Genomic DNA, 23,569 nt, shown 5'->3' with positions numbered 1-23,569 from the left:
TAAATCTCCTTTATTTGCCTTCTAATGCAGAAATTCCACCTATTAGATCTAATAATTCTGCAGTTATAGTTTCTTGCCTTGCTTTGTTTAGGTCTAATGTAAGTTGACCTATTAATTCATTTGCATTATCGGTTGCATTTTGCATTGCAACCATTCTTGCAGAATGTTCACTAGCAAAAGCTTCCAAAATAGATTGATAAATTTGAGATCTAACATATTTTGGAGTTAGATCAAATAGAACTTCATATGATGAAGGTTCATAAATATAATCAAGGTTTTCATTGATTTCATCATCTGAATCATTTTTGATTGGTAAAATTGTTTGAGATTTAGGAATTTGCGATGTTGTCGTGAAAAATTCACTAAAAACTATATCAACTTGATCCCATTTACCATCAATGAAACCATCAATTGCAATTTCAGATATCTTATATGTATCACTAATTTCTGGTCTATCTGGAATTTCTAGTTGCTCTAAAATTTTTTGACCTCTAGAATTAACAAATCTGTAGCCTTTTTTACCAACAGATAAGATACTATACTTTACATCAGATGAACTAATTATTTCAAAAGCTTTTCTGGTAATATTTCCTACTAATGCTCCCGCTAAACCTCTTTCAGGAGTGATTAGAATCATGAGCTTATTCTTTACCTCACGCTTTTCTAGCAAGGGAATATTACTTTGATCTTGATCAAGAGAACTTGATAAATTCATAAGAAGTTTATGAAGAGTTTCTGAATATTTCTTACCTTTTAATACATTCTGCTGAGCTCTTCTCATTTTTGAAGCTGCTATAAGTTGCATAGCTCCAGTAACCTTTGAAGTGTTACTAACCGATCTGATTCTTGCTCTTAATTCTTTAGTACTTGGCATTTAACTACTTCCCAAATGTTCCTTTGAATGTCTTTAGTGCATCATCTAAGCTCTTTTTGGATGAATCAGAAAGTTCACCTTCTTCAGATATACTTTTCATAACCTCTGGTAAATTTGCAGATACAAAATCATACCATTGATTTTCAAAATCCGGAATTTGGTCTATTTCAACATCATCAAGTGCTCCTTGGTTAGCAGCATAGAAAATTGATACCTGATTTTCAAATGATAGTGGTTGATTTTCATTTTGTTTAAGAAGTTCTGTTAATCTTTCTCCACGAGCCAGTTGTTGTTTTGTAATAGCATCCAAATCATCAGTACCAAACTGAGCAAAAGTTTTTAAGGAATCATACTGCGCCATCTCACCTTTTAATGAGCCTGAAACTTCTTTCATTGCTTTTCTCTGTGCAGATGATCCAACTCTAGTTACTGATAATCCAGCGTTAACTGCAGGCCTTACACCTGAGTTAAACAAGTCTGGTTCTAAATATAGTTGCCCATCAGTAATAGATATAACATTTGTAGGGATGTAACCTGAAACATCACCTGCTTGAGTTTCAATAATAGGCAATGCAGTTATAGATCCACCTCCATATTTTTCATCTAATTTAGCTGCTCTTTCAAGTAATCTTGAGTGAAGATAAAAAACATCTCCTGGATATGCTTCTCTACCTGGAGGCCTTCTAAGCAGAAGTGACATTTGCCTATATGCCCATGCATGTTTACTCAAGTCATCATAAACTATCAAGACATCTTTTCCTTGAGACATAAAGTACTCAGCCATAGTCACTCCAGCATATGGAGCAAGATATTGTAATGCTGCAGAGTCTGATGCGTTAGCGGTAACAATAATTGTATTTTCCAAAGCTCCTTGTTCTTCAAATCTTGTAACAACTTGAGAAACCTTTGAAGCTTTTTGACCTATAGCAACATAAATTCCAATAATATCTGAATCTTTCTGATTGATTAATGCATCAACACATAAAGAGGTTTTTCCAGTAGTTCTATCTCCGATAACAAGTTCTCTTTGACCTCTTCCAACTGGTACCATGGCATCAACAATTTTTAGACCAAATTGAACAGGTTGATCAATTGACTTCCTTTCAACAACACCTGCTGCTATTTTTTCAACAGGCAGTGAATCTGATGTATCTATATCACCTTTCCCATCTAGAGGTCTTCCTAATGGATCAACTACCCTACCTAGTAAATTTTCTCCGACCGGCACTTCAACTATTCTTCCAGTTGAACGCACTTCATCACCTTCCTTAATTCCAAGATAATCACCAAGTATAACTGCTCCTACACTATCTTCCTCTAGATTTAGGGCTAGGCCAATAATATCATTTGGAAATTGAAGTAATTCATTGACTTTAACCCCTGATAATCCATGAATCCTGACAACACCATCTCCTGCTTCTACAACGGTTCCAATATCTACCATTGAGAAGTCCCCTCCAAATTCCTCAATTTGTTTTTTAATTATTGATGCTATATCTTGACTATTTGGTGACATAATATTTCTCCATTATTACTTTAATGTCGTTGATCTTAATAAATATTTTTCTAATCCATTAAGTTTATTTTTTGTTGATGAATCAATTATTGTATCTCCAACCTTGATTATGAATCCTCCAATTATTGACTCATCTTTATGCTCAATTATTTCGACTTCATTTACTTCAAAAATATCACATATTTTCTTGGTCAATAAGTCTTTTTGAGTCCTATCTAATTTCACAGAAGTTGTTATATTTGCTAAAACTTTGCCCTCAAGGATCTTATTCTGATCAAAGAACTCTTCCTTTATAGGCAAGAAAAGCTCAACTTGCGACCTAATTATTAAAACTTTCAAAAAATTAATAAATAAAGTCTCATAATCATTCATCAGAGTGTCAATTGAATTTAATTTCTCTGAAATAGGAACCTGAGGAGAGCTTAAGAAAGAAAATAAATCCTCGTCTAGAATTATTTCTTCAGAATCTTCAAAATTTTTTATCCAACTATCAATTTTTTTAGATTCTAATGCAATTTCTAATATTGCTTTTCCATATCTTTTGACTACTGAACTTACCATATTAATTCTTTTTTATTTCTTCCTCTAAAGCGCTATCTATTATTTTTTTATGATCTTTTTCATCAATTGATTTATCTACTACCTTTGATGCTGCAGAAATAACTAGAGAAGAAAATTCTTTTCTAACAGACTGAATTGCAAGATCTTTCTCTTTTTCAATAGCTTTATTCGCTTTATCAATAATTTCTTGTGATTCTTTTTGAGCTTTATTCATTTCTTGCTCTTTAAACTTTTCAGCCGCTTCCCTAGCGTCACTTATTAGCTTTTGACCTTCTTGCCTAGCTAAATTGATTTCTTTTTCTAATTTCTCGGCAGATTCATCAGCTTCATTTTTAACTCTTTCTGCGGCTTCAAGACTTTCTTGAATTTTTGTAGCTCTACTTTGTAAAACAGAACTTATAGGGCCAAAGAGCAACTTTCTTAGTATTAAAAATAAAACAGTAAAACTAAGTAGTTGGGTTATCAACCCTGATAAGTTTATACCTAATGCATCCATATTTTTATTCTCCTTTTTCAGCTGATAGAATCAGCTGAAAACTTTATAGTAAAAAAAATAATTTACAGTACAAATAATATTAATATGGCTACAACAAGAGAATAAATTGCTATAGCTTCTGTAAAAGCAATAGCTAAAATCATACTCTGTTGAATTGGACCTCTTGCCTCAGGATTTCTTCCTAGAGATTGTAAAGCTCCATTAGCTAGCATTCCTATACCTAATGCTGAACCTATCGCTCCCAGTCCCATGGATAATGCTGCTCCAATTGGTTGATATTCACTTGCCATTTCATGCTCCCTTCATTTGTTTTTTTTTAAAACTTGCTATTCATGCTCCTCATGCTCTGAGTGTGAGGTAATTGCCATCACACCAAAAACTAATGTTAACATCGAAAATATAAATGCTTGGATTACTCCGACAAAAAGCTCTAATCCCATAAAAGGAATCATCCCTATGAGAGGAAGTAAAAATCCCATGGATATTAAAACTATTTCTCCTGCAAACATATTTCCAAAAAGCCTAAAAGTAAAACTTATAGTTTTAGCAAATTCTCCAAATAATTCTAAAATGCCAACAAAGGCATTTATTGGTCCGTGAGAAAAATTGATAAATTTACCTCCGTAACCAGAAAACCCTAATGATGAAAATCCCCAAAATTGAATAGCAATCATAGAAAAAATCGCTATTGCAAGAGTTGTATTTACATCAGTAGATGCCCCTCTAAAAAATGGAATCAGTTCTCCTGTTTTCTTTCCTAGATAAGAATTAGGGCTAATACTTCCATCGTCAGGATTTTTGTAAAGTTTCAATACTTTACCATTCTTTATATTTTCTCTAATTATTGTCAGTTCTTGTACATCTTCAGGTTTAGTACCTGCTGTGATTTTCTTCTTAATATCAATTATATTTTGAACTTCGTAGTCACCAATTGAATGCAGAGGAGCTCTAGTTGATTCTCCTCTACCTAAAGGCATTAAGTTTATTGAACTAAAATCGTCAAAAACAACAAACCCATGGGATGCATCTTCCTCTAATACGCATAGTTCAGCCAATAAATACTTATCAATATTTTTATTTTCCGATCCTTTTGCAACATCATAACAATGACCAGAATGTGAATGATGGTGGACCCATTCTTCAATTGTTTCTACCTTACCGATTGAACCCACACCCGGTAGAATTCCCATCCAGTTGAAAGCCAGAACTCCGAGAAAAATAGTTATTACAACCGGTAGAAATCTTCTTGCTTTTTTACCACCAGCTTCATCTGCAGTATCGATAAAAAATTGGAATAGTAATTCAAATATATTTTGAAGACCTGATGGAATTTCTTTGATATTTCTTGTAGCTCTCCAAGAAATTATTATCAAAACTATCATAGCTATCCAAAGCATCACTGTTGAATTTTTTAGATTATATGAAAATGGAGAAGAAATACTATAAACAGATTCTGCCGCTATTGAAATGAAAGGCATCGGACCGCCTAGAAATCCAAAGCCAAAACTGGCTCCAAGAGCACCACCTAAAACAGATAAAACAAATATTACAGAAATTGAAGAAAATATAATTATAAATTTTGGTTTCAAAAACATACTTTATTACATTTAACTTTTTAAAATTCTAACCGTTCCAATAATACCTATAATTAACCCAATCATCAAACCCATTAAGGTCATTAAATAGCCAAGATTTAACATATTATCCAAAAAATTACCTCCAAAAGTGAAGATTATAGTAGGAGTAATAATTATCCAGCCTAATCCTAAATATTTACCGACAAGAAAAATTGTGGAAAAAATTAATTTTGTTGAAGTTTCATGAGGTTTTATTTTTTTACTCATCTATGTCCAGGGTATCAATAAAAGATTCAAATACTGAAAGACTCTTTCTTTCTTTTTCACCTAATGGTGAATAGTTATCTTTTTCAACATTACCTTCAGAGATTGCATCCGATTCAATAGGATTATCAATATCAAGTTTAGATTTTTTAAACCCAGCTTTTTCCAAAACAGATTTATCACAGAGAATTGGGATATTTAATTTAAGAGCAATAACCATAGCATCAGATGGTCTAGAATCTAAAATCAATTCATTATTTTGAGAATTTTGTTGAATAATTGATATTGAACCATAGAAGGTGCCATTATCAACTTTTTCTATTTGAACTGATTTTATTTTTCCACCTGATTTTTCAATCGCATTGCAAAGCAAATCATGAGTTAAGGGTCTAGGTATTTCTACCTTCTGCATTCTTATTGCTATAGCATCTGCCTCAGCTGCAGCTATCCAAATAGCTAAAAATAAGGAGCCTTTTTTTTGCTTTAATATTAATACTCTCTGCCCCATTGTATTTATTTTTAAGCTGTCTATTATCATTTCATCCATAATAATAGAATATATAATTTAGAATTTAGGTCAATAAATTTTATGACTCTTAAAACGAATATATTTTAGAAATTTCATTATTTATTTCCAAAACTTTAGTCCTTGCCTTTTGTCCGTAATCTCCAATTTTAGATGAAGCATAAATTATTCCTCTAGAGGAATTTAATAATATTATGGGTTTATCCAATATTGACTTATTAAGTACTTCAGCTAAATCTCCCTTTTGATGACCTATACCTGGTATCAGAAAAGGTAGACTAGGAACTAAATTTCTTATAATTTCTAGTTCTTTAGGATAAGTTGCTCCCATTACTAGACCTACATTATCTTTTATATTTAGCTCCGAAGATATTAGTGCAACTTTCTCGTATAAAGTTAGTTGCTCTTTTTCAGAAAATAAGTCTTGAAATTCACCAGCTGATTTATTTGATGATCTGCATACAATGAATACACCTTTGTCTGATCTATTAATGAAAGGTAATATTCCATCTCTTCCGAAGTAAGGAACAATAGTTACAGAATCAAAATCCCAAAATTCAAACATTGCTTTAGAATAAGCTTCACTGGTTGAATCAATATCAGATCTTTTGCAATCACCAATTATAATTTTTTTTTCTGGTAAGTTCTTTATATAGTCTATGGTCTTTTCTAGCGCCTTGAGTCCATCAAAACCATAAGATTCATAAAAAGCCATTTGAGGTTTATAACCAACAACTAAATCATAAGTATTATCAATAATTTCTCGATTAAAATCATATATGTTCTTTGTGGGCATTTTAGCTAAATTAGGATCTAATCCAACTATTAGAAAAGATTTTTTATTTTTTATATTATCTAGAAGATTTTCATTAAAAGATTTCATATGATTAAGTTTTTATAAACAAAGCATTCTACTTGAGAACCTTTAGATAAGTCTAAACTATTAAGTATTTTGTTATCAATTGAAATAAAGTAATTTTTTTTACAATCTATATTTAGTAGTGAATTATTTTTATTATTTATAATTTGATCAATTATTCCAGAAAAATAAAATCCGTGATTGGTATGATCAAATTTCTTTTTTGAAATCATAACAGAGTTTGAATTAAAAAATTTCCCTTCAAATTCTGCGTTATCAACTATTTGATTTAGTACATCTTCTTCTTCCCAATGATTAAAAATATCTTTTTTATTAATTTTTTTATTAGCAGTTCCATTTTCCACTAGCAAAATATCGTTAGATATTTCGAAAATATCTTCTATGTAATGTGTTACAAATAATAAACATAAATTTAGTTCATTGGTTATCTTTTCTATTTTTCCTAAGATATCTTTTCTTGAAAAAGCATCAAGAGAATTAATTGGTTCATCTAGCAAAACAACTCCGGCATTTCGAGAAAAAGCTCTTGCTAATGATACTCTCTGCTTTTGTCCTCCTGATAATTCATTAGGGTATAAATTTAATAATTCTTCTACGTTAAAATAACTAGCACACTCATTTGGGGTTATTTTTTTATCTTTCTCATTAAGAAATTGATACCCAAACTTAAGATTTTCATAAACAGTTAAGTTACTAAAAAGTAGATCATTTTGTTGAACATATGAAATTTTCCGCTTTTCTGGAGGAAGAGACTTTTTATTTTCAGAAGAAAAAATTATTTCATCATTAACATTTATAAATCCCTCACAGTTTTTTATAAATCCTGATATTGAATTTAATAGAGTAGATTTTCCCTGACCGGATCTTCCCCAAATATAGTTTAAGCCTTGAGAAAAATTAGATTCAGATCTAAGCGTAAAATTAGGTAAATTTATTTTTAGTTTAAAATCTATTTTATTCATAAAAATTCAAAGCCTTTTGATTTCTTCTGATTATGTTAAATATTATTATTGAAAATAGAGCCAAGAATATAGAAGATAAGGTCAAAATAAATAGACTATTATCATCACCATTAAGTATTGCAGTGTAAATACCAGTTGAAAGTGTTTGTGTTTCACCTGAAATATTTCCAGAAACGATCATAGTTGCTCCAAACTCTGAAATTGATCTTATAAAGCCTAAAAATATTGAAGTAAAGATACCAATTTTGAGTGTTGGTAATACTACCAAAAAGAATGTTTGTATCCTACTCGCACCAAGAATTCTTGAGGTATTTACTATATTTGCATTAATAGAAGAAATAGAAACAAAAATTGTTCTATATACAAGTGGGAGTGAAATTATTGCACAAGCCAAGCTACCCCCTAGCCAATTAAAAGTAAGATAACCGTTACTTATATATATTATGAAGTACCCAGTTAGTACAGGGGGCAATGCAAGTGGTAAAGTTGTTATTACATCAACTATTAGAATAATTTTTCTATACTTCAGCACTAATAAAGATAGGATTACAGATGAAAGAAAACTGATTAGTGTAGATAAAATTGTGATTTTGAGAGTAGTAAAAATTATTCCTATAATATCCATTTACTTAACTATAAATCCTAATTCTCTCAAGTTATTTTGATTTTTTTTGGATTGCAAAGTCAAAATAAACTCTTCAACGTATTTGCTTTTATTTGATTTAAGAATACCTACTTTATATTCTATTTTATCGTGAAAATTATTTGGTATATTAAATACAATATTAAGATTATTCTTTACCGCTTCAGTCTTGTAAACAATTCCAAACATATTTTTGTTAGTCCTAATAAGATTAGAAACAGAACTTACATCACCTGAAGTCAATATATTTTCTTTTATATAATCATATTCAAATAATTTTTCTACAGCTTGCTTTGAGTAAATGCCAGCGGGAGCAACTTTTGGATCAGCAATTAATAATTTATTTCTAGAACTTTTTACATCTTCTAGGGAATTAAATTTTTTTTCAGAAGAAACAATAACTAGTGAATTATATGCTAATGTAGAAATTGAATCTTCTTTAATAATATTCATATCTTTTATGACTTGAAATGATTCATTAGATGAAAAGATAACTGCCCCTATTTTATTTTGGTTAGTTTCAATTCTTCTTGCTAGACTCAATGACCCTCCATAATTTAAATAAATTTGCTCACTATTAATAAATTCATCTTTGTGATCGTTTAATATTTCTTCTAAAGATGCAGCAGCCATTATTATTTTACTATCTTCATCACATGAAATTATAAAAAATAAAGTCAGTAATATTACTAATGGAATTTTTATCAGTTGATTTATTTTCATCTATACTTTGTTTGAAATATTGATTAATTTAGTCTACTTGGGATACATTAATATATGAAATTATAATATATTTTAATAAAACATAACTAATTTATAAAATGGCAAATCAAACTCAAAGTGAACAATATGCATTTAATGCGTTTGCAAATTTACCCTTCTATAGTTCAATTAACTCTGAATTCATTGAGCTGGCCAATATTTATGATAAAAAATCAATAGTTGATTTAGGTTGTGGGACAGGCAATATTACAAAACTTATTTTAGAAAAAATAATATCAGCTAAAGACTCTGTAATTTATGCAGTAGATAGCTCAAAAAGTGCGCTCAAAACTGCTGCATCTGAATTAGAAAATAGTCCTATTGTAAGATTTATTCATTCTGAAGTTCAAAATCTTACAGATGCTGTTAGGGATAAAGCTGATGCAATGATCTATTGTAATTCCATTCATTACGTACCAAATAAATTAAAATTACTTGAAGACATTGGTGGAAAACTAAATAGTAGAGGTGTACTTGCATTTAATACTTCTTTTTATGATGGTTCGCACCCTGAGGAGTCTCATGAATTTTATAGAAAATGGATGTTTAGGTCACTTAGACTCTTAAGTAAAGATCACAAAATGAGACCTAAGAAATCTGAAAAGGTATCTTCAAGGCAACAATTAAGACCTGAAGATTATGTTTCTCTACTAGAAAAAACAGGCTATAAAATCGAACACATAAAAGCTAAATCATATCAAGTTCCAATAGATGGTTTTCATTACATAAGTGAGTTTAGAGATTGGATTGAAGGAGTTCTACCTGGGGTACCTTTAGATATAGGTAAGAAAACTTTGCAAAAAGCCCTCAAAGAAGTATTTAGTGAGATGTCTCTCACAACAGTACCAAGAAACTGGTTGTCTGTCAGGGCTATAAAAGCATAAATCAATCTAAGTAATCATCAAAGGTACTAACCTTCAGACTTTTTGAAGAACTATTCATAATAGTCGCATAAGCCGTGTCGATAGAAGTATAGCAAGGAATTGAAAATTCTGTAGCTTTTCTTCTTATATGATATCCATCTTGAATTGAATTTCTATTTCCAGTAACTGTATTAAGAACCGCTCCTACTTTTCCTTCATTAATAATATCAATTACAGTTGGTGATTCAGAAAGGATTTTGTTAATCTTAATGGAGTCAAAACCTTTAGATTTTAGAAAATTATAAGTTCCTTCAGTTGCATAAATAGTATTTCCATTAGCTTTTAATTTCTTGATAAAATCTAATGAATCTTCTTTATCTCTATCAGCAATAGACAGTAAAAAACTTGTCTTTTCATTTACTTCTAACCCCGAAGCAATCATTGCTTTTTTCATAGCGTCTGGTAAATTATCATCTATTCCCATAACTTCACCAGTTGATTTCATTTCAGGACCCAAATATGTATCTACTCCTGATAATTTTGACATAGAAAAGACTGGTGATTTTACCGCAAATAATTTTTTTTCTGGTACCAAATCTATACCATAACCAAGATCTAATAGTTTTTTACCATACATTACTTTTACAGCAAGTTTTATCATTGGTATACCAGTTATTTTTGAAATAAATGGTATGGTTCTACTAGATCGAGGATTTACCTCAATAACATATAGCTTTGATTTCTCGTCATTACTATTATGTGAATTATTATCAAAGAAAGATTTTTTTGACCTTTTGACTATAAACTGAATATTCATTAGACCTTTGATTCCCAATGTTATTCCTAGTTTTTTGGTTGCTTCAACTATTTCGCTTTTTTCATTTTCTGACAGATCATAAGCAGGATAAACTGCTGTACTATCTCCAGAATGCACACCTGCTCTCTCAACATGCTGCATAATTCCAGGTATTAGTACATTATCTCCATCACAAATAGCATCAATCTCTATTTCAATACCTGAAATATATTGATCCACTAAAATAGTCTGACCAGGAACATAATTTTGGGCGCGAGTAAAATATCTCTTTAATTCATTCTCTGAATGAACTATTTCCATTGCTCTTCCGCCTAAAACATATGATGGCCTAACCATAACTGGATATGAAACTTTTGATGCGATTTTTAGTGCATCATCTAAATTTCGAGTTGCGGCCCCTGATGGTTGTAATACATTCGCTTTCTTGGCTATATTCTCAAATCTTCCTCTTTCTGATGCATCATTTATAACTTCTGCTGAAGATCCTAAAATTGGCATATTATATTGACCTAAAACTTGAGACATATTAATAGCTGTTTGACCACCAAATTGAACCATAGATTTTATATTTGACTTTCCATCAAACTCATTTTCAATAATATCCAAAACACTTTCAGAATCTAGTGGTTCAAAATATAATCTTGAAGAAGTGTCAAAATCTGTCGACACTGTTTCTGGATTTGAGTTTATTAGTATGGACTTAATATTATCTTCAAGTAAACTCCGAGATGCATGAACAGAACAATAATCAAATTCAATACCTTGACCAATTCTAATTGGACCAGAGCCCAAAACAATAGCTTTATCACCTTCTAATGCAATTGCCTCATTTTCAAATTCATAAGTGCTATAAAAATAAGTAGTGATAGCTTCAAATTCTGCAGCACAAGTATCAACCATTTTATAAGTTGGAATAATTCTATTTTCTTTTCTAAATTTTCTTATATCAGATTCACTGCATTTCTTTAGTTTTGCAATATAGTTATCTGAAAATCCTTTAGTTTTAGCATCAAGAATTATTTCACTTGATAAATCGCTATCAATTAATAACTTTTCAGTCTCAATTATTTTTTCTATAGCATTTGTAAACCAGTAATCTATAAATGTTCTTTGGGTTTCAAGCAAAGCATTCGAACCGTTTCTAATTCTCTTTGCGATATCCCATAATCTATCATCCATTGGCAAATTAGTATTTTCATTATCAGGAGATGATAGTAAATCTGGTTTATTATTTTCTAATGATCTAATAGACTTTAGAAGAGCTGCTTCAAAAGTTCTTTCGATGCCCATAACTTCCCCTGTGGCTTTCATTTGTGTACCTAAAGTTCTATCTGCATCAGGAAATTTATCAAATGGCCATCTAGGTATTTTTACAACACAATAATCTAAAGAAGGTTCAAAAACAGAAAATGTTTTTCCAGTCACAGGATTAGTTATCTCATCTAAATTCTTCCCAACAGCTATTTTTGATGCAATTCGAGCTATTGGATATCCAGTAGCTTTTGATGCTAAAGCAGAAGATCTTGATACCCTAGGATTTACTTCAATTATGTAGTAGTCTGGGTCATTATTAAAGTCATTCCCTAATTGATCTTTCACTATTTGTGAAGGTTTTAGTGCTAATTGAACATTGCATCCTCCTTTTATTTCTAATTTAGAAATTATTTCTAGACTCGCAGTTCTTAACATCTGATATTCTTTATCATTCAACGTTTGAGATGGGGCAACAACAATTGAATCTCCAGTATGTACTCCCATAGGATCTAAATTTTCCATATTACATATTGTTATGACATTTCCTGCGTTATCTCTCATAACTTCATATTCAACTTCTTTCCAACCTACAAGAGATTTTTCTACTAATACCTGACCAACTCTTGATAAATTTATACCTTGATTTGCAATATCTAATAATTCTTCTTCATTTTTGGCAATTCCACCACCTGTTCCACCTAATGTATAAGCAGGCCTTATTACAACTGGAAAGCCGATTTTGATTGCTGCTTTTTTAGCATCCTCTAAATTATTTACAGCTATAGAAGGAGGAGTTGGTTGATTTATATCCAACAAAAAAGACCTGAATTTATCCCTATCTTCAGCTGTTTCAATAGAATTAATATCGGTACCAAGTATTTCAACGTTATGTTTATCTAATATTCCTAGATTATTTAACTCAGATGTTAAGTTTAATCCTGTTTGTCCTCCTAAAGTCCCCAAAATTCCAAAAGGTTTTTCTTTCTTGATAATTTTTTCCACAATTTCAGGAGTAATTGGTTCTATATATATTCGATCTGCCATTTCAGTATCTGTCATTATTGTTGCTGGATTAGAATTTATAAGAACAACTCTATAGCCCTCTTCTCTAAGTGACTTACAAGCTTGAGCTCCTGCATAATCAAACTCAGCAGCTTGTCCAATTATAATTGGGCCTGACCCTACAACTAAAACTGTCTTGTTCATTAATTATTCCTTTTCATCATTTATTTTTTTTATAAATTCATCAAATATATATTCTGAATCTTTTGGCCCGGGAGAAGCTTCTGAATGATATTGAATTGAAAACACAGGCAATTTTTTATGTGATAGTCCTGAAACTGTCCCATCATTCATATTGATATGAGTAACTTCTAGATCTTTATGTTTCTTTATATTAGAAACAGCATATCCATGATTTTGAGCAGTTACATAAACTCTATTTTTTTTGATATCTTTTACAGGCTGATTCCCTCCCCTATGACCAAAAGGTAATTTGAAAGTTTCTACACCCAAAGATTTAGCTATTAATTGATGCCCTAGACAAATTCCTAAAATGGGTATTTGGGAGTCAATTAATTCCTTAATGCCAGGTAAAATATTTTCAAGATTATTAGGATCACCTGGTCCAGGTGATAAAACAATTCCATCAGGATTACTAGATAAAATATCTTTTGAAGTTGATGTGTAGGGAAAAATCTTTACAGAACAATTTCTAGATTCTAGCAACCTAATAATATTATTCTTAACTCCTAAGTCTAATAATGCTATATTAAATTTTGAGTTATTATTTCGTTGGTATATTATTTTTTTAGTTGATACTTCAGAAACAAAATTTTGATCATCATAGGATTCAATTGAATTTATTTTTGCTATAATTTCATCAATATTATTACCAGAAGAAATTGATCCCATCATTACACCTGCATTTCTGATTTTTTTAACTATTGACCTAGTATCTAGACCAAATATTCCAGGAATTTTATTTATCTTCAGATATTCATCAAGATTCATGATTGAATTATTATGAGATGGTTCTTCACAAAATTGTCGTACAACAAATCCCTCAACTTGTATATTTGAAGATTCAACATCAGTAGAACTTATTCCATAATTACCGATCAAAGGGTAAGTAGGTATTAATATTTGCCCCCTGTAGGATGGATCCGTTAGCATTTCTTGATATCCTGTCATAGATGTATTAAATACAACTTCTCCATATACATCCTTTTGAAATCCAAAAGAAATTCCAGAATAAAAAGTTCCGTCTTGTAGAACTAAATTTATATTTTTAACCATGGACTATTTTACCTCCTAATATGGTCATTTTTACCTGACCAATCATTTCATTTCCAATAAGTGGAGAATTTTTACTTTTTGAAATAAAAAAATCTTCTGTTATTTTATTTTTTTTATCATTATCAATTAATGTAAAATCAGCTTGAAAATTTTTCTTTAATTTTCCTATATTTACATCAAGCAATTTATTTAAGATTTTTGCAGGATTATTACTCATAGTTCTTATAACGTCAGTGAGATGTAACTCTCCTTTATTAACTATAGTAAGCAGTGTAGGCAATGCAGTTTCAGCACCATTTATTCCAGCTGGAGCTGAATCAAATGTATTTAATTTGTCTCCATCTGAGTGAGGAGCATGATCAGTTGCGATAATATCTATGGTTCCATCCTTAATACCCTCCAATAAAGCTAGTCTATCCTCTTCTTGCCTAATTGGAGGATTAACTCTAAAGTTAGTATCATAAGAATCTAGATCTATAAAATCTGGAATTATACCGTTTTTCCCATAGACCCAATTTTCGTTTAGAAAAAGATGATGCGGAGTGACTTCACTAATTATTTCAACTCCTTCTTTTTTTGCAATTCTGATCAAATCAACTGATTCTTTAGTGGATAAATGTTGAAAATATAACTTTAAATTATTTTCTTTTGCTATCTGAATATCTCTTTTTATGATTGATATCTCAGCATGTCTAGATCTTGCTGCTAATCCCATTCTAATAGCTGGAGGTCCTGAATTTGCAGATCCATCATCAATTAATTCTTTTGCCTCTGCATGCTGAAGTACAAAGAATTTTTTTTCATTAGATTTTTTTAACCCTTCTACCATTAAGTCTTTATCATCAACTACGTCCCCATCATCACTAAAAGCAACAATTCCAGAAAGAGATAATTTATCAATATCAACTAAGTCTTTTCCTTTTCTTGATAAAGTTAGGGCTGATGTTTGTAAGGCTCTAATTTTAGAGAAATTCTCAATTGTTTTTCTTTGTTCAATAACTTTATCAACCGAATCTATTGCAGGGTCAGTATTTGCCATCATAACAACAGTTGTAAAACCTCCTTTGGCAGAAGCATTTGACCCAGATTCAATATCTTCTTTATAAGTTTCCCCTGGATCTCTGTAATGAACATGGAAATCAATTAGACCAGGAAGTAAAATTTTATTATTAGCATCGATAATTTCTTCATTAGTAATTTCTATTTTTTTAGAAATTTTTTTAATTTTTCCATCGGATATTAATATATCTGATACTAAATCTAAATTTTCAGATGGATCTATCAGATAAGCGTTCTTAATTATTAGGTTTTTCATGATAATAACTCACCGATAATTGTTTGTCTTAAGAAAACTCCATTTTGAACTTGTTGATTTATTAATGAATTATCTGAATGAGCAATATTATGAGAAATTTCAGTCTCTTCATTTACTGGCCCAGGATGCATTATAAAGATTTTTTTATCTATATTTTTTATTATTTTTTCATCTATTTTCCATAGTTTTTTATATGTTTCAAAATTTAGATTAAAATTACTGGTGAATCTTTCTTTTTGTATCCTAAGAGGCATTACTATATCGGAATTACTTAAGGAGTTTTCAATATCTTCACTTATTGAAATTTGATCTTTAGAAATATTTGGTAAATTTATATAAGCTTCGATAATATCATTTGATACAAGTTCTGATGGCCCAATTATATTAACTTTTGATCCCATAATTGCAAAACCTATAATTGTTGATCTAGCAACTCTGCTAAATATAAAATCTCCAACTATAGAAATTTCAAGATTTGTAAAATCAATATTTTTTTCATAAATTGTAAAAAGATCAGTTAAAGTTTGAGTTGGATGAGCATGAGAACCATCTCCAGCATTTAAGATTGAAGAGCTGGTATGTTTTGCAGCAAATATAGCTGCACCAGATGATGGATGACGAATTATTATCAAATCCATTCCTATAGAATCAATAGTTTTGAGAGTATTATAAAAAGATTCCCCCTTGTTAACACTTGATTTTGATACTTCTAAATCATGAAATTTAACATTCAAATTATTGGATGCTTTCTCAAAACTTAACTTGGTTCTTGTAGAATCCTCATAGAAAAGTGCACAAACATGTTTATTTGAAAGGTTGATTTTATTAGTTTGATTTTGTTTTAAGCTTTTTGTTTTTTCAAGTATTTTGTATATGAAGTCTCTATCTAAATGATCTATATCTAAAATATGTTTTTTGAGATTATTCATTATTTATCGCTTTTCTCTAATCAATTCAATTTTGTCTATTCCATCTTCCTCTTTCATGAATACCTTAATTCTTTCAGTGTTTGAGGTTGGAATATTTTTTCCAACAAAGTCTGGCCTTATTGGAACCTCTCTATGCCCTCTATCAACTAAAGCTGCTAATTTAATACTTTTTGGTCTACCTAAAGAGAAAATTGCTTCAAGAGAAGCCCTAATTGTTCTTCCCGTATATAGGACATCATCTACGAGTACCAAATTTTTTTCATGAACAGTTGCATCAATAAATAATTCACTAATTCTTTTAGTATTTTTTAAATCATCTCTAAAATTTTTTATATCAATATTGAAAGATTCAATATTTGTGTTTTCGAATAAATTTATAGAATTTGATATTCTTTTTGCAATATGTTCACCTCTAGTCCTTATACCTAATAGGATCAAATCATTAATGCCTTGATTAGATTCTATAATTTCATGAGATAAACGAGCTATAGCACGCCTAATATCGTTCTCGTCGAACAGAACTTTATTATATTGAACTAGGTTATTATCCAAATGTATTACTTCCTTTAGGTTTCTCTGAACCCTATTAAAGAAAATTGATCAACCATGATCTTATCAATTTATTTAATTATTACAATAGATAAACTTTTGATATATTCTCAAATAGTGTCTATTTTCAATCTAACAATATATATTAAATATCAGATAATAAATTAAAACGTATAATCGATTGAGAGGTTTATAAATGACATTAAATGTTGTCAAAGGTAAATTTATGTGGGCTAAACTCACAAAAAGAGAACAGCTAACTGAAGATCTATGGAAAATGTGGTTGAAACCTGAAGAAAAATTTGATTTCAAACCTGGTCAATATTGTACTATTGGATCTGGAGGTATTGAAAGAGCATATTCCATAGCTTCTTCACCTGACGAAGAACAGATTGAATTATTTGTTGAACTTGTACCACCACCAGATGGAAATTTAACACCACTTTTAAATAATTTGAATGTTGGGGATGCAGTTACTATGAGACCAAGGGCAAAAGGAATATTTGTGCTAAAACCAGATTTTAAAAACCATGTAATGGTAGGAACAGTTACTGGAATCGCGCCTTATGTGAGTATGATGAGAAAACATCTATTAGATCCAATTCAAAAACAAAGTAATTTTTTTGTTTTAGAGGGAGCTTCTTATTTAGATGAATTTGGTTATGATGAAGAATTAAGTAACTTTGCTTCTAATTATGATAATGTTTTATTTGAAACATCTGTAAGTCGACCAGGTGAAGATAGGAATAATGGATGGACCGGATTAGAGGGAAGAATTAATAATCTTGTTGAAGATAGATTAAAAGAATGGGGGCTAAAAGCTGATGAGACCATTGTTTATGCTTGCGGTCATCCAGGAATGATTGAGGATGTAAAGGAAAGATTAGAAGGCACAGAATTTACATTCTTAGAGGAACGATTCTGGAAAGATTAGGAAAATTATCAAAAGAAAGGGAGTTATATTATGGCAGAAAAGATAGCATTTGTTGGTTTAGGAATAATGGGTAAACCAATGGCAAAAAACTTGATAGAAGGAGGTTATGAACTTTATGTTTATGACCTATTTCCAGAACCAGTTATAGAACTTGAGAAAGTAGGAGCAACAGGATGCAAATCTGCAGCAGAAGCTTCTTCTAATGCAAACATTACAGTTACCATGGTTCAAGATGGACCTCAAGCCGAATCGGCTATTACTGGAAAAGGGGGAGTCATAGAAGGAGCCTCTAATGGCCATTTAGTAGTTGATATGAGCTCTATAGCACCTGGAGTTTCTCAAAGAATTGGAAAAGCTTGTGATGATAATGGAGTAAACTTTTTAGATGCTCCTGTATCTGGTGGAGAGCCTTTTGCAATATCTGGAGAATTAGCAATTATGGTTGGAGGATCAGCTGAGCATTTTGAACAAGCTAAGCCATTATTTGATATCCTTGGTAAATCAGCTATATTATGTGGGGCGCATGGAGCAGGACAAGTTACAAAATTAGCTAATCAAATATGTGTTGGAGCAAATATTCATGCATTAGCTGAAGCACTAACATTAGCTGCAAAATCAGGAGTGAACCCAGAAACAGTTTATAAAGCTATAGCTGGAGGTTTAGCAGGCTCAAACGTGATAAATGCTAAAGCCCCTATGATGGTTGACAGAAACTTTGAACCTGGATTCAGAATTGAGCTACATTACAAAGACATTAATAATGCTATGGAAGCTGCTAGAGATCTAAATCTTCCTCTACAGGTGACATCAAATCTCCAACAAGTCCTGACTAGCTTGATGATTCAAGGAGAAGGAAAAAGTGACCATTCTGCTATTGCTAAGTATGTAGAACAACTTGCAGGAGTAGAAATTAAGAAACACTAGTTACTTGGTAAATTTTTACTGAAAGCCAACTTAGGCCATAGAGTTGCCTTTAGACTTAGATTCCTTCCCAAAATTCTACCCATGTTCCAGGTCCATCGGAATGATCTACCAATTCATTCAATTTTGAATAAGCACTTGAGGTTGGGATTTTATTTCCTTCTCTGTATGGAGAATCAATCACATCAGCAGTCCATTGCATATAAACTCTATGTAGTTCATTTTTTGGACATGGTAATGTCCCTCCATTAAAATAAACTAAAGATTTATTTCTTTGACCTGCATCTGAATAATCATTAGCTATTTCATTAACTAATTTGGCTGCACTTCGAGCCTGACCTGTTTTAATTTTCCATACTCTTCTTATGTGATACATATTAAACCTTTCATATATTTTGAACCTTTTTTATTGCATCTACCCCCAACTTAATTACATCTTCGGGTGGAGATTTAGATAATCCATTAAAATTTGTAATTTTATTTTGAGATAACAGTTCATTAGAATCTAACCATTTCCATTGATTACTTAACTTGACTGCATTTTCTATGGGAACTGCAAAATAAACAAAGTCTATATGTTGATGCTTACCAATATTTTTATCAAATACAGATTCTAATAATATTACTTCAGGAGAAGGAATATTATCTATTTCAAAAAAATTATATTTAGAACGAGAGATAATTCTAATGTCAATTCCCATTTCTTCTTTTACTTCTCTTTTGGCTGCTTGAACAGGATTTTCATTTTTTTCGACATGACCTCCGGCAGGTAGCCATTCACAAACTTTGCTGTGCCAGTGCAAGGCTATTTTATTATTTTGGACAACAAAAGCTGTTGCTGTGAAATGCTTGATCATAAAAAACTCTTCTTAAGTAAACTAAGGGTGAAATTATCGGGTAAGGATTTTCCTTACCGGATAATTTCACCCTTAGTGGAGGTATCTTAACCTTCTAGGCGCCTTAGATTAGGACACCCCGCTTATAATTAATATCCAATTTAAAATATCCTCCTTTCATATAAATAGTTTAATGAAGTATTATTACTTCTTAATTTAAATAATAAAATGAAATACCAATTATTTCAATGTATTTTTATCTAAATAAATTTAGTCTATTTATATATTTTATTAATATAAGATTGTAGAATTTATTAATAAACATAGGATATTTCAAATATTGAATAAAGAAGAATTTGATTTAAATATACCGATTTCGAGTTATAAAGATAGTCATTTTATAACTATTTTAAGGCCTTGGATAAACGTTGGAAATGTTGGACATAACGCCATCAGTAGACTTGTAAAAGTTTTTGATTTAGAAGAGTTAGGAAAATTACGAAGGCCAAGTAAATATTATGATATGACTCGTTATAGACCAGAAATACTAAATGATAATGGTAAACGGAAAATAAGAATTCCTAATTCTGTTGTATTTGGTAAAAGATTACCTTCAGAAAAAAATATTTTCTTGATTTATATGTTAGAACCCCACTCTTTTGCTGAAGATTTTAATGAAGCAATAATTGATCTCATCAAAAAATTAGACGGTAAAAGATATATTTCTATAGGAGGTATGTTTGATTCAGTGCCTCATACTAAGCCATTACCAGTAACGGGCAGTTATAAAGGATGGATCCCTCCAAGTCCCTTAGATGAATCTTTGAAATCTAGTTCTAATTACCAAGGCCCTACAAGTATGACGTCTCAACTTTCCCAATTTTTACATGAAAAATTATCAATTGAAACCTTGTCATTAATGGTTCATATTCCACTTTACATAAAACTTGAAGATGATTTTTTAGCTACCTATAGACTTCTAGAAATTTTATCAAAAATATATGAATTTGATACCAATTTACCTGAAAAAGAAAAAGGGGAAAGCCAGTACAAGGACATACACAAAAATCTTGCAAATAATAATCAAGTATCTGATATGATAAAACAATTTGAAAAAGAAAATAAATACCAAGAAGACAAATTAGATTTACCCCCAGAAATTGAAAATTTTCTAAAAGATTTAGAGGATAATTAGTTTCTCTCTCTTAGATTCACGTTTATTTCAAGTTTTTCTAAATGTTGCTCTAGTTGTAGCTTACCTTGAGAAATTCTTTCTTTTTGATTAAAAAAGTTATTTATTTCATCCATATATTTTCTATGATTAAGTGACCTAATACCTGAAAGCATCCTAACAATTGAATTTTCTGGAAATTTTTTGGTTAAGATTTCCCAATTTTTAATGATAAATTGCCATGTCAACCATCCACTATTTTCATTATTTAGTGCCCCAGCTAGCAAGTAAGGTGCATCTTGAGTACGAATTTTATCTTCTAAGATAAGCTGATGAACCTTCTTAATTTGAGTTTCTTCCCTGAAAATAACTAATGCTCTTTGGAATCTAACTTCATCTTGAGGTGTTTTGGCATTTTCCATCAGCTCTAAATAATTATTAAAAGTTTCAGAATTTCCAAAATGAGCTGTAATGGAAATCGCACTAGAAACTATATCTGGTTCATAATTTAAAGATTTATTTTCTGTAAAATCTTTAAATATTTGCTTAGAAAGCAATATTTTACTATCATCATTGATAAGTATACTTAGGGCTCTAAGAGATGTTGCTAAAGATTGAATTTCTCTAGTTGATCTATTTTTTATTTTGTCTAGCTCTTCAAAAGAATTCTCAAAAATAGGTCTAACTATACTTTGTAAATGTGTTTTATTTTCTGTAACCCTATTTATACTCGAAAAACAAGAGTATAGTAATGTCAAAATGTCAGGATCAGTTTCTTTTTTAAAAATAGATGAAAAATTTAAGAATTCATCCTTATTTTTTGATCCATTGAGTACCATTGACCAATAATCATCTATCATAGAATATTTTTCTTCAGAGGAAAATTCGTCAATATCATTAAAACTATTTTCAAAATTATTATTTACTTTATAGAATCCATAAGCATTTGCATTTAGAAAAATTTCTTTAGTTTGAGATTTTAATTTAATTTCACTTTTTTCATTTTCTAGCAAATATTTTTCATATTCTATAGAATCTTTATTCTTATACTTAATGAATATTGGAACACTCCAAATTAATTCAGATTCACTATTATTTAAATACTTAAATACACTCTGATTTAAGACTATATTTTTTCCATTTAGATTATATGAAATAACTGGATGACCTGGTTGAAAAATCCAAGTATCCATCATGCTTTTTACAGGAAGGTTAGAGGATTCTTCTAATGCGTTCCAAAGGTCATCAGTTTCAGTGTTAGAAAATGAATGTTTTGTTAGATAATCTGATACTCCTTGTCGAAAAGTGTCTTCTCCTAAAAATTGTTCAAGCATTCTTAGAATAGAGCCACCTTTCTCATAAGTTATTAAGTCAAACATACCATCTGCATCTGATGGTGATATAACTGGATATTCTATAGCTCTAGTAGTGCTTAGTGAATCAATATCCATAGCCATAGATTTTTCTAATGAAAATTGTGCCCATCTATCCCAATCCTCATTATAATCTGCTACAGCTTTTGTAGCCATAAATGTTGCAAATGCTTCATTTAACCAAATCCCATTCCACCATTTCATTGTGACTAAATCTCCAAACCACATATGAGCTATTTCATGACAAATGACATCTGCAATTCTTATCAATTCATTTGATGTGGCTTGTTTTTTATCAACTAAAAGTAAAGCTTCTCTATAAGTAATACAGCCAAGATTTTCCATTGCACCAGCAGCAAAATCAGGAATTGCAACCATATCCAATTTATCTCCAGGATAAGGAATTTTGTAGTAGTTTGAAAAATATCTCAATGCATATTCACCTAATTCAAGAGCAAAATCACATAAATGCCCTTTTCCTTTTGGATAAATAATTCTTAAGTTAATTCCATCTACGTTCACTGCTTTAGAAGCCTCAAAAGGTCCCACAACAAAAGCTACTAAATAAGTAGACATAGGAATTGTATCTTCAAATTCTACAATTTTAATATTATTTTTTTCATCTTCGTTTTGATTCTTTATTTCAGCATTTGATAAACAAAATTGATTCTTTTCAACGGATAGTTTGACAGAAAAAACTGCTTTATAATCTGGTTCATCAAAACAAGGAAAAGCCCTTCTTGCATCTGTTGATTCAAACTGAGTTGTAGCTATAGATTGGATTTGACCTTTGTCATCAGTAAATGAAGAATGATAAAATCCTCTAAGTTTATCATTCAAAATACCATTATATTTTATAAACAAGTTATACTTACCTATAGGAATAATATCTTTGAAATTGATTTTTAGGATTTCATAGTCCTCATCAATTTCCCAATTGGAAATCTTTTCGGAATCTTTTTCAAGAGACATATCTAATATTTCTATATCAGCAACATTTAGTGAAATATATGATGTATTCTCTAAAATACTTAATTCAATATTTACAGTTCCTTTGAATACTTGATTCTCTAAATTTGGCAATAGATGAATTTCATATCTTATAGGTCTAGCTAAATTAGGTAGTCTAAATTTTTCTTTATCTAAAACTTTACTCATAAAACTCTCCAATAATATATAAAATAATGAAATAGTATATTTTTATGATTCAATAGGGTCATATACTACCTTAAAATAATAAACAGAAAA

At 30.4% G+C, this 23,569-nt stretch carries 24 protein-coding genes; 4 read left to right on the top strand and 20 right to left on the bottom strand.

Annotation, left to right across the window (positions count from 1 at the left end; all coding sequences use genetic code 11):
* Positions 1–10: 10 nt before the first annotated feature.
* The 12 genes from atpG to modA form a co-directional block, all read right to left on the bottom strand.
* Positions 11–874, bottom strand: a complete 864-nt coding sequence (gene atpG, locus MK083_03880) for an ATP synthase F1 subunit gamma (protein MCH2673593.1) — start codon at positions 872–874, stop codon at positions 11–13.
* Between the two features lie 4 nt (positions 875–878).
* A complete protein-coding gene (atpA, locus tag MK083_03875; GenBank protein MCH2673592.1) occupies positions 879–2,390 on the bottom strand; it encodes a F0F1 ATP synthase subunit alpha in 1,512 nt (503 codons plus the stop codon).
* Positions 2,391–2,405: 15 nt separating this feature from the next.
* The gene (gene atpH / locus MK083_03870; protein ID MCH2673591.1) at positions 2,406–2,951 is read right to left on the bottom strand and encodes an ATP synthase F1 subunit delta; all 546 of its coding nucleotides are present in this window, start codon (positions 2,949–2,951) and stop codon (positions 2,406–2,408) included.
* Between the two features lies 1 nt (position 2,952).
* Positions 2,953–3,447, bottom strand: coding sequence for a F0F1 ATP synthase subunit B (gene atpF / locus MK083_03865; protein MCH2673590.1), 495 nt, complete (start codon positions 3,445–3,447; stop codon positions 2,953–2,955).
* A gap of 62 nt (positions 3,448–3,509) precedes the next feature.
* A complete protein-coding gene (gene atpE / locus MK083_03860) occupies positions 3,510–3,737 on the bottom strand; it encodes an ATP synthase F0 subunit C (protein ID MCH2673589.1) in 228 nt (75 codons plus the stop codon).
* A gap of 36 nt (positions 3,738–3,773) precedes the next feature.
* On the bottom strand, positions 3,774–5,036 hold the full coding sequence (locus tag MK083_03855) for a F0F1 ATP synthase subunit A (protein ID MCH2673588.1): 1,263 nt from the start codon (positions 5,034–5,036) through the stop codon (positions 3,774–3,776).
* An 18-nt stretch (positions 5,037–5,054) separates the two neighbouring features.
* Positions 5,055–5,291, bottom strand: a complete 237-nt coding sequence (locus MK083_03850; GenBank protein ID MCH2673587.1) for an AtpZ/AtpI family protein — start codon at positions 5,289–5,291, stop codon at positions 5,055–5,057.
* Entirely contained in the window at positions 5,284–5,835 is a 552-nt protein-coding gene (locus tag MK083_03845) for a bifunctional nuclease family protein (GenBank protein MCH2673586.1), read from the bottom strand. Before MK083_03845 ends, MK083_03850 begins: the two co-directional genes overlap by 8 nt.
* A 49-nt stretch (positions 5,836–5,884) precedes the next feature.
* Entirely contained in the window at positions 5,885–6,697 is an 813-nt protein-coding gene (pyrF, locus tag MK083_03840; protein ID MCH2673585.1) for an orotidine-5'-phosphate decarboxylase, read from the bottom strand.
* A complete protein-coding gene (locus MK083_03835; protein MCH2673584.1) occupies positions 6,694–7,656 on the bottom strand; it encodes an ATP-binding cassette domain-containing protein in 963 nt (320 codons plus the stop codon). The genes pyrF and MK083_03835 overlap by 4 nt, the downstream gene beginning before the upstream one ends.
* The gene (locus tag MK083_03830; protein MCH2673583.1) at positions 7,649–8,281 is read right to left on the bottom strand and encodes an ABC transporter permease subunit; all 633 of its coding nucleotides are present in this window, start codon (positions 8,279–8,281) and stop codon (positions 7,649–7,651) included. The genes MK083_03835 and MK083_03830 overlap by 8 nt, the downstream gene beginning before the upstream one ends.
* Positions 8,282–9,022 carry a molybdate ABC transporter substrate-binding protein gene (modA, locus tag MK083_03825; protein ID MCH2673582.1) on the bottom strand — a complete coding sequence of 247 codons (741 nt, stop codon included), beginning with the start codon at positions 9,020–9,022 and terminating at the stop codon, positions 8,282–8,284.
* 98 nt (positions 9,023–9,120) lie between these two features.
* Between modA and MK083_03820 the strand changes: the two genes are divergently transcribed.
* On the top strand, positions 9,121–9,945 hold the full coding sequence (locus MK083_03820) for an L-histidine N(alpha)-methyltransferase (protein MCH2673581.1): 825 nt from the start codon (positions 9,121–9,123) through the stop codon (positions 9,943–9,945).
* 1 nt (position 9,946) lies between these two features.
* On the opposite strand, the gene carB is transcribed toward MK083_03820, so the two are convergent.
* From carB to pyrR, 5 genes are read right to left on the bottom strand one after another with little or no spacing between them, the layout of a single operon-like run.
* On the bottom strand, positions 9,947–13,201 hold the full coding sequence (gene carB, locus MK083_03815) for a carbamoyl-phosphate synthase large subunit (GenBank protein ID MCH2673580.1): 3,255 nt from the start codon (positions 13,199–13,201) through the stop codon (positions 9,947–9,949).
* Positions 13,202–13,204: 3 nt separating this feature from the next.
* Positions 13,205–14,293, bottom strand: coding sequence for a glutamine-hydrolyzing carbamoyl-phosphate synthase small subunit (carA, locus tag MK083_03810; protein ID MCH2673579.1), 1,089 nt, complete (start codon positions 14,291–14,293; stop codon positions 13,205–13,207).
* Positions 14,286–15,608, bottom strand: a complete 1,323-nt coding sequence (locus MK083_03805) for a dihydroorotase (GenBank protein MCH2673578.1) — start codon at positions 15,606–15,608, stop codon at positions 14,286–14,288. The genes carA and MK083_03805 overlap by 8 nt, the downstream gene beginning before the upstream one ends.
* The gene (locus tag MK083_03800) at positions 15,605–16,537 is read right to left on the bottom strand and encodes an aspartate carbamoyltransferase catalytic subunit (GenBank protein MCH2673577.1); all 933 of its coding nucleotides are present in this window, start codon (positions 16,535–16,537) and stop codon (positions 15,605–15,607) included. Before MK083_03800 ends, MK083_03805 begins: the two co-directional genes overlap by 4 nt.
* A gap of 3 nt (positions 16,538–16,540) precedes the next feature.
* Positions 16,541–17,089: a bifunctional pyr operon transcriptional regulator/uracil phosphoribosyltransferase PyrR gene (gene pyrR, locus MK083_03795; GenBank protein MCH2673576.1), complete on the bottom strand. Its 549-nt coding sequence runs from the start codon at positions 17,087–17,089 to the stop codon at positions 16,541–16,543.
* Positions 17,090–17,282: 193 nt separating this feature from the next.
* On the opposite strand from pyrR, the gene MK083_03790 reads away from it, so the two are divergent.
* Positions 17,283–18,020 carry an FAD-binding oxidoreductase gene (locus MK083_03790; protein MCH2673575.1) on the top strand — a complete coding sequence of 246 codons (738 nt, stop codon included), beginning with the start codon at positions 17,283–17,285 and terminating at the stop codon, positions 18,018–18,020.
* 30 nt (positions 18,021–18,050) lie between these two features.
* Positions 18,051–18,944, top strand: coding sequence for a 2-hydroxy-3-oxopropionate reductase (locus MK083_03785; protein ID MCH2673574.1), 894 nt, complete (start codon positions 18,051–18,053; stop codon positions 18,942–18,944).
* A gap of 55 nt (positions 18,945–18,999) precedes the next feature.
* Here the strand turns inward: MK083_03785 and MK083_03780 are convergent, their stop codons facing one another.
* A complete protein-coding gene (locus tag MK083_03780) occupies positions 19,000–19,317 on the bottom strand; it encodes a hypothetical protein (GenBank protein MCH2673573.1) in 318 nt (105 codons plus the stop codon).
* 10 nt (positions 19,318–19,327) lie between these two features.
* Complete coding sequence (locus tag MK083_03775; protein MCH2673572.1) at positions 19,328–19,798, bottom strand: NUDIX domain-containing protein; 471 nt, start codon at positions 19,796–19,798, stop codon at positions 19,328–19,330.
* Positions 19,799–20,117: 319 nt separating this feature from the next.
* Here MK083_03775 and MK083_03770 point away from each other — a divergent pair, with 319 nt between their 5' ends.
* Positions 20,118–20,972 carry a PAC2 family protein gene (locus MK083_03770; GenBank protein ID MCH2673571.1) on the top strand — a complete coding sequence of 285 codons (855 nt, stop codon included), beginning with the start codon at positions 20,118–20,120 and terminating at the stop codon, positions 20,970–20,972.
* Here MK083_03770 and MK083_03765 read toward each other — a convergent pair.
* Positions 20,969–23,479, bottom strand: coding sequence for a M1 family metallopeptidase (locus MK083_03765; protein MCH2673570.1), 2,511 nt, complete (start codon positions 23,477–23,479; stop codon positions 20,969–20,971). The genes MK083_03770 and MK083_03765 overlap by 4 nt on opposite strands.
* Positions 23,480–23,569: the final 90 nt, after the last annotated feature.

This window comes from Dehalococcoidia bacterium, from assembly GCA_022451965.1.
Taxonomy (GTDB): Bacteria; Chloroflexota; Dehalococcoidia; order Lucifugimonadales; family Lucifugimonadaceae; genus TMED-70.
This window is presented reverse-complemented; position numbering and strand designations above follow the sequence as displayed.